The sequence below is a fragment of the Hydrogenophaga sp. genome (genome assembly GCF_048549895.1).
GTDB lineage: Bacteria > Pseudomonadota > Gammaproteobacteria > Burkholderiales > Burkholderiaceae_C > Hydrogenophaga.
On the sequence record NZ_JBLYYB010000051.1, the window covers coordinates 21,690 to 28,646 of the forward strand.

The window sequence follows — 6,957 nt, forward strand, 5'->3', positions numbered from 1 at the left end:
CCGCAGTGGCATTGTGGACCCGGTATCTCAGCTGCTCCCCCGCACCGTCATCTCAAACCCCAGATCCACCGAGTTCCGCACCGGAACTTCCCCGCGCATCAAGCCCAGCAGCATCTGCGCACTGGCTTCGCCCATCGCCCGGCGCGGGGTGCGCACGGTGGTCAGCGGCGGCACCATCTGGTCGCTGCCCGAGAGGTCGTTGAAGCCGGCCACCGCGATGCGGCCGGGCACGTCCACACCGAGGCGCAGCGCGGTCAGCAGGCCGCCTTGCGCGAGGTCGTCGTTGCAGAAGAAGACGGCGTCCACCTCGGGGCGGGTGCGCAGCAAATCTTCCAGCAGTTCACCGCCCAGGCGCATGGACGACGGTTGCGGGCTCAACAGTTCGAGTCGCGCGTCGTACAGGCCGTGCCCGCGCAGGCAGCGGCGGTAGCCTTCGGCGCGTTGCAGGGTGCGCGGGTCGAGCTGGGCGGCCACGAAGGCGATGCGTTGGCGGCCGCGTTGCACCAGGTGTTCGGTGATGGCGTGGCCGGCTTCGGTTTGGGAGAAGCCGACGCAGTAAACGTTGGGCGCTTGGGTGAGCTCCATCAAATACACGCAGGGCACGCCGCTGGCCGCGACCATCTGGCGAGCGGCTTCGGTGCGGTCAAAGCCGGTGAGCAGCAGGCCGGCCGGGCGGTGCGCGAGGTAGCTGCGCAGCAGCTGTTCTTCTTCCTGCGGCTCGTAGTGCGTCACGCCGATCATGGGCTGGTAGCCGTGGGGCAGCAGGGTGCGGTGCACGGCTTCGAGCACGTCGACAAACAGCGCGTTGGACAGCAGGGGCACCAGCACCGGCACCTGGGTGCTGCGCTGCGAGGCCAGCGCCCGCGCGGCGGGGTCGGGCACGTAGCCGAGTTGGTCGGCGGCGCGCTTGACACGCTCCACCAAGTCGGCCGCCACGCCGCGTTCGCCGCGCAGCGCGCGCGACGCGGTGATGGGGCTGACTTCGGCGGCCAGCGCCACGTCGCTGAGGGTGGTGCGCCCGCTGTGGCGGCGCTTGCGTTCGGTCGGTTCCAAGGGTTTTCCCGGTATTTGATGCGAATCGTGTGGCGTTAGGATAGCGCTGTCCAAGGCCCTGCGCCACCCGAATTTACCCTGAATCATCAGGTGTTTCCTGGGGCAACAGCCAATGGACCGCGGCGAAGCCACCGAGGCGATCCGCCCTTTTTTTTAGTCCAACGGGATAGCGCTACCAAATGAAGAATCTGCCCGAAAACAGCTCCCTCGTCGTCATGGGCGTGGCGGGTTGCGGCAAATCCAGCCTGGGCCTGCGGTGTGCCGAGGCGCTGGGTCTGCCGCTGCTCGAAGGCGACGACTTTCATTCCGAGAGCAACGTGACCAAGATGCGCAGCGGCACCCCGTTGAGCGACGACGACCGCGCCGCCTGGCTCGACACGCTGGCCACGCAGTTGCAGGCGCATCCGCAGGGCGTGGTGCTGACCTGCTCGGCGCTCAAGCAGCGCTACCGCGAGCGCCTGCGCGCGGCAGCGCCCGGCTTGCGGTTTGTGTTTCTCGACCTCACGCAAGACCAGGCCCGCGAACGCGTGGCCGCGCGCCCGGCGCACCTGTTCCCGGTGAGCCTGGTGGCGAGCCAGTTCGCCGCGCTCGAAGACCCACGCCTTGAGCCCGGCGTGTTGCGCCTGGACGCCACGCAACCGTTGAAAGACCTGGGCTCGGCCGTGGTGCGCTGGGTGCGCAGCGCGCCCGCTCCCGCCACCCTGGAGAACCGCGCATGAAGCCGGGCCATGTTTTGAAGCACGGGGCCGAAGCCCTGCTTGCGCTGTGCCTGGCCGGCATGGTGGTGTGTGTGTTGGGCAACGTGGTGCTGCGCTACGGTTTCAACAGCGGCATCAACGCCACCGAAGAGCTCTCGCGCCTGCTGTTCGTGTGGATGGTGTTCCTGGGCGCCACAGCCGCTTACCCGCTGGGCCAGCACATGGCCTTCACCAGCCTGGTGGGGGCGCTGCGCGACAAGCCCGCGCTGTTCGCCACGGCCACGCTGGCCATCCGCCTGCTGGTGTTGCTGGCCTGTGTGTTGCTGGGGCGTGGCGCCTGGCAGCAGGTGGTGGTGGGCATGGACAGCAATTCGGTGGTGCTCGGTTACCCGGTGGCGCTGCTGCCGCTGCCCGCGCTGCTGTGTTCGTTGGTCATCGGCCTCATGGTGTTGATCGAGATCGTGCGGCGCACGCCGCTCGACCTGGGCCACCAGGCCGAGATGGAGTGATGTGATGACCGTTGAAGCAATGGCCTTCGTGGTCTTCATCGCCGGCATGGTGGTGCTCATGGGCATCGGCATGAACATGGCGTTTGCCTTGTTGCTCACCGGGGCCGCCATGGCCTGGGTCATGGATTTCTGGGACACGCAGCTGCTGGCGCAGAACATGGTGGCCGGCGTCGACAGCTTTCCGCTGCTGGCCGTGCCCTTCTTCATCCTGGCCGGTGAGCTCATGAACACGGGCGGCATCAGCAAACGCATCATCGACATGGCGCAGGCCTGGGTCGGCCATGTGCGCGGCGGGCTGGGTTATGTGGCCATTGGGGCGGCGGTGCTGCTCTCGGCCATGTCGGGCTCGGCCCTGGCCGACGCGGCGGCCATGTCGGCCATCTTGCTGCCCATGATGCGCAAGCACGGTTACCCGGTGGCGTCGTCCGCCGGCCTCATTGCCGCGGGCAGTGTCATCGGCCCGATCATCCCGCCGTCCATGGCGTTCGTGATCTACGGCGTGACCACCAACACCTCGATCTCGGCACTGTTCATCTCGGGCATCGTGCCTGGCCTGATCATGGGTGTGGCGCTGGTGCTGGCGTGGCGCGTGGTGCTGCGCAAGATGACGCTGACCAGCGCGCCCCCGGTGCCCATGGCCGAGCGCCTGCGCCTCACCGCCCGCGCGTTCTGGGCGCTGCTCATGCCGGTGATCATCATCGGCGGCATGAAGAGCGGCGTGTTCACGCCCACGGAGGCCGCCGTGGTGGCCGCCGCCTACGCGCTGACCATTGCGCTTTTCGTGCACCGCGAAATGCGCCTGCCCGAGGTGTACGGCGTGCTGGTGCGCGCGGCGAGCACCACCTCGGTGGTCATGTTCCTGTGTGCCGGCGCGGCCGTGGCCAGCTACATGATCACGCTGGCCGACCTGCCGTCCACACTCACCGGCTGGCTCGGCCCGCTGGTGGAACACCCGCGCCTGCTCATGGTCACCATGATGATCGTGCTGGTGCTCATCGGCACCGCGCTCGACCTCACGCCCACCATCCTGATCTTCGCGCCGGTCATGTTGCCCATCGCCGTGAAGGCAGGCATCGACCCGGTGTACTTCGGCCTCATGTTCGTGCTCAACGGCGCCATCGGCCTCGTCACGCCACCCGTGGGCACGGTGCTCAACGTGGTGGCCGGTGTGGGGCGCCTGCCCATGCACCAGGTCATCAAGGGCGTGAACCCGTTCCTCTTCACCTACATCCTCGTGCTCGCCCTGTTCATCGTGTTCCCGCAGATCGTTACCGCGCCCGTGGCGTGGATGCGTTGATCTCTCACCCCTTAACCCCTCACCACTCCAAGGAGACTGTCATGACCCTGTTCCGCCGCACCCTCATTGCCGCCACCGCGGCGGCTGCCTTCGCCGCGCCCTTCGCAGCGCTCGCGCAAGACATCAAGCCGCGCATCATCCGTTTCGGCTATGGCCTGAACGAAATCTCCAACCAGGGCCGCGCCACCAAGGTGTTCGCCGAAGAAGTTGAAAAAGCTTCGGGCGGCAAGATGAAGATCCGCGCCATCGGTGCGGCCGCGCTCGGCTCCGACGTGCAGATGCAGCAAGCCCTGATCGGTGGCGCTCAAGAGATGATGGTGGGCTCCACCGCGACGCTGGTGGGCATCACCAAGGAAATGGCGCTGTGGGACACGCCCTTCCTGTTCAACAACGCGCAAGAGGCCGACGTGGTGCTCGACGGCCCCGTGGGCCAGAAGGTGATGGACAAGCTGCAGGAAAAAGGGCTCGTGGGGCTGGTGTATTGGGAGAACGGTTTCCGCAACCTCACCAACAACAAGCGCGCGGTGACCAAGCTGGAAGACATGGACGGCATCAAGCTGCGCGTGATGCAGAACAACGTGTTCATCGACAGCTTCAAGACCCTGGGCGCCAACGCCGTGCCGCTGCCGTTCTCCGAGCTCTTCACCGCGCTGGAAACCAAGACGGTCGACGGCCAGGAGAACCCGTACAACACCATCCTCTCCAGCAAGTTCTACGAGGTGCAGAAGTACCTGACGGTGACCAACCACGTCTACAGCCCCTGGATCGTGACCGTGAGCAAGAAGTACTGGGACCAGCTCAGCAAGGACGAGCAAAAGGTGCTGATGGACGCCGCGAAGAAGAGCCGCGACTTCGAACGCAAGGACACACGCGCCGAGGCCGAAAAGGCGCTGGCCGAGCTCAAGGGCAAGGGCATGCAGGTGAACCAGCTCAGCCCCACTGAAGCCGGCCGCATGCGCGACCAGCTGACCCGCATCAACGCCACCATCGCCACCAACGTGGGCATGGACCTGTGGAAGGAAACGCAGGCGGCGGTGGCCAAGGCGCGCGGCGCCAAGTAAGCGTCACGCTGCCATGCAAAAAGGCTGGCTTTGCAGCCGGCCTTTTTTTGTTTCAGCCTTTGGCTTCCATCGCCTTCGCCATCGTCTTGCCCAGCTCCACGCCCCACTGGTCAAAAGCGTTGATGCGCCAGATGGCGGCCTGGGTGAAGACCTTGTGTTCGTACAGCGCGATCAGCGCGCCCAGGCGCATGGGGTCCAGGCGGTCGAGCCACAACACGTTGCTCGGGATGTTGCCTTCGAACGTGCGGTGCGGCGCCATGGCCGCCGCGTCGGGGGCGCTCAGGCCGTCCTTCGCCAGCGCGGCTTGCGTGTCTTGCAGCGAGCGGCCGCAGGCCATGGCCTGGGCTTGCGCGCGCAGGTTGAGGTTGACCACGCCGTGGTGCGTGGCGGCCATGGGCAGCGGTGTGTCTTCGTTCTGCACACCGATGAAATCCACCGGCACCGTGTGTTGCCCCTGGTGGATGAGCTGGAAGTAGGCGTGCTGGCCGTCGATGCCCAGGCCGCCCCAGACGATGGGGCCGGTGTCCACCGTCGCGGGTGTGCCGTCGGTGTGCGTGCGTTTGCCGTTGGACTCCATGTCCATCTGCTGCACGAAGGGCGTGAAGCGCGCCAGACGCGAGGCGTAGGGCACGATGAGGTGCGTGGGCAGTTGCAGGAAGTTGCGGTTCCAGATGCCGGTCAGTGCCAGCTGCATGGGCAGGTTCTGCGCGGGCAGCGCAGTGCAGAAGTGTTCGTCCATGGCGCGCGCACCGGCCAGGAAGGCGCGAAAGTTTTCCGCGCCGATGGCAATGGCCAGGGGCAGGCCGAGCGCCGACCACACCGAGTAGCGACCACCGACCCAGTCCCAGAACAGGAAGGTGCGCGCGGGTGGGTAACTCAGCTTGGCGGCCTGCGCCGGGCTGGCGGTGATGGCCACCAGGTGTTTGGACAGGTGCTCGGGCGGGCAGCCGTGGTCGGTCAGCCAGCGTTGTGCGCTGGCGGCGTTGGTCAGGGTTTCCTGCGTGGTGAAGGTCTTGCTGGAGACGACGAGGATGGTGCGTTTCGCGTCGAGCCCTCGCAGCACGCTCCACAGCGCCCAGGCGTCGGGGTTGGAGACGCAGTGCACGCGCACGCCGGGCACGGCGGGTGCAGCCAGGTGGGCCAGCGCGTCGATGGCCATGCGCGGGCCGAGGTCGGAGCCGCCGATGCCGATGTTCACCACGTCGGTGATGGCCTCGCCCGAGAAGCCGAGCACGGCGCCCGCGTTGAGCGCCTGGGCGAAGTCGCACACCCGTGCCAGCTCGCGTTGCACATCGGCCTGCACGGCGTTGCCCCAGGGCCCGGCGTGCAGCGGGTCGCCGCGCAGCGCCACGTGCAAGACCGGGCGGTCTTCGGTGGTGTTGATGGTGTCGCCGCGGAACATGGCGTCGCGCTGCGCCGCGACGTCGGACTGTTCGGCCAGCGCCAGCAAAGCTTGCTGGATGGCGGGGGTGGTGCGCTGGCGGCTGGCGTCCAGCGTGATGCCGGCGGCGCTCAGACCCATGCGGTGCTCGCGGTGCGTGTCGGTGAGCAGCTCGCGCAGGTGCGGGATCGGCGTGGCAGCGAGTGTCTTCAGTGCTTGCCAGGCGGGCAGGGTGGTGGGCAATTTCATGTTGGATGTTTCCCCGTCAGTTGTGTGCGGCCATCGCGGTGGCCTCGCGTGCCAGCTTCGTGATGCCGGCCCAGTCACCGTTGCGCAGCAGATCGGCCGGTGTGAGCCAGGAGCCGCCGGCCATGGCCACGTTGGGCAGTTTCAGAAAGTCGCGCAGGTTCTCCACGCTCACGCCGCCGGTGGGGCAAAAGCGTACATCGGGCAGCGGCGCGCCCAGTGCCTTGAGCATGCCCAGGCCACCGGCCTGCGAGGCGGGGAACAGTTTCATGAGCGTGAAGCCGTGGTCGCGCGCGCGCATCACCTCGCTGGGCGTCATCACGCCGGGGATGAAGGACAACTTCGCTTCGCGCACGGCGTGCACCAGCTCGTCGGTGCAGCCGGGCGACAGGGCGAAGCTGGCGCCGGCCGCGATCACCTGCGCCACCTCGGCCACGCGCGTGACGGTGCCCGCGCCCAGGTGCATTTGCGGCACGGCGCGCGCCACCGCCTCCATGGCCTGCAAGGCCACATTGGAGCGCAAGGTGATCTCCATCACGTCGATGCCGCCCTCCAGCAGGGCGTGGGCCAGGGGCACGGCGTGGGCCGCGTCGTTGAGCACGATCACGGGCACAACGCGGGAGGTGAATGTGGGGCGGGTGAAGCAGGTGGTCATGGGGTTCCTTGTTGTGGTGTTGTGGTGTGCGGTGCCCTCACCCCAGCCCTCTCCCAG

Annotated in this window: 7 protein-coding genes; 4 read left to right on the forward strand and 3 right to left on the reverse strand. The window is 67.3% G+C overall.

From position 1 onward, the window contains the following. Nucleotides 1–27: 27 nt before the first annotated feature. Nucleotides 28–1,140, reverse strand: a complete 1,113-nt coding sequence (locus tag ACN4F8_RS05080) for a LacI family DNA-binding transcriptional regulator (RefSeq protein WP_419472545.1) — start codon at nucleotides 1,138–1,140, stop codon at nucleotides 28–30. 92 nt (nucleotides 1,141–1,232) lie between these two features. Here ACN4F8_RS05080 and ACN4F8_RS05085 point away from each other — a divergent pair, with 92 nt between their 5' ends. Genes ACN4F8_RS05085 through ACN4F8_RS05100 form a run of 4 tightly spaced genes read left to right on the forward strand, consistent with a single transcriptional unit; the run spans nucleotide 1,233 to nucleotide 4,618 of the window. Further along, entirely contained in the window at nucleotides 1,233–1,772 is a 540-nt protein-coding gene (locus ACN4F8_RS05085; protein ID WP_419472546.1) for a gluconokinase, read from the forward strand. Further along, nucleotides 1,769–2,260: a TRAP transporter small permease gene (locus ACN4F8_RS05090; protein ID WP_419472547.1), complete on the forward strand. Its 492-nt coding sequence runs from the start codon at nucleotides 1,769–1,771 to the stop codon at nucleotides 2,258–2,260. Before ACN4F8_RS05085 ends, ACN4F8_RS05090 begins: the two co-directional genes overlap by 4 nt. 4 nt (nucleotides 2,261–2,264) lie before the next feature. Continuing rightward, a complete protein-coding gene (locus tag ACN4F8_RS05095) occupies nucleotides 2,265–3,557 on the forward strand; it encodes a TRAP transporter large permease (protein ID WP_419472548.1) in 1,293 nt (430 codons plus the stop codon). A 41-nt stretch (nucleotides 3,558–3,598) separates the two neighbouring features. Next, complete coding sequence (locus ACN4F8_RS05100; RefSeq protein WP_419472549.1) at nucleotides 3,599–4,618, forward strand: TRAP transporter substrate-binding protein; 1,020 nt, start codon at nucleotides 3,599–3,601, stop codon at nucleotides 4,616–4,618. Between the two features lie 52 nt (nucleotides 4,619–4,670). Here ACN4F8_RS05100 and pgi read toward each other — a convergent pair whose 3' ends face one another. Both pgi and eda read right to left on the reverse strand, forming a co-directional pair. Then, nucleotides 4,671–6,248 carry a glucose-6-phosphate isomerase gene (pgi, locus tag ACN4F8_RS05105; protein WP_419472550.1) on the reverse strand — a complete coding sequence of 526 codons (1,578 nt, stop codon included), beginning with the start codon at nucleotides 6,246–6,248 and terminating at the stop codon, nucleotides 4,671–4,673. A 16-nt stretch (nucleotides 6,249–6,264) separates the two neighbouring features. Continuing rightward, entirely contained in the window at nucleotides 6,265–6,900 is a 636-nt protein-coding gene (eda, locus tag ACN4F8_RS05110; protein ID WP_419472551.1) for a bifunctional 4-hydroxy-2-oxoglutarate aldolase/2-dehydro-3-deoxy-phosphogluconate aldolase, read from the reverse strand. Nucleotides 6,901–6,957: the final 57 nt, after the last annotated feature.

Coding starts and splice junctions, on each gene's coding strand:
- ACN4F8_RS05080 (WP_419472545.1), bottom strand. CDS start 1,140: ATGATTCAGGGTAAATTCGGGTGGCGCAGGGCCTTGGACAGCGCTATC.
- ACN4F8_RS05085 (WP_419472546.1), top strand. CDS start 1,233: ATGAAGAATCTGCCCGAAAACAGCTCCCTCGTCGTCATGGGCGTGGCG.
- ACN4F8_RS05090 (WP_419472547.1), top strand. CDS start 1,769: ATGAAGCCGGGCCATGTTTTGAAGCACGGGGCCGAAGCCCTGCTTGCG.
- ACN4F8_RS05095 (WP_419472548.1), top strand. CDS start 2,265: ATGACCGTTGAAGCAATGGCCTTCGTGGTCTTCATCGCCGGCATGGTG.
- ACN4F8_RS05100 (WP_419472549.1), top strand. CDS start 3,599: ATGACCCTGTTCCGCCGCACCCTCATTGCCGCCACCGCGGCGGCTGCC.
- pgi (WP_419472550.1), bottom strand. CDS start 6,248: ATGAAATTGCCCACCACCCTGCCCGCCTGGCAAGCACTGAAGACACTC.
- eda (WP_419472551.1), bottom strand. CDS start 6,900: ATGACCACCTGCTTCACCCGCCCCACATTCACCTCCCGCGTTGTGCCC.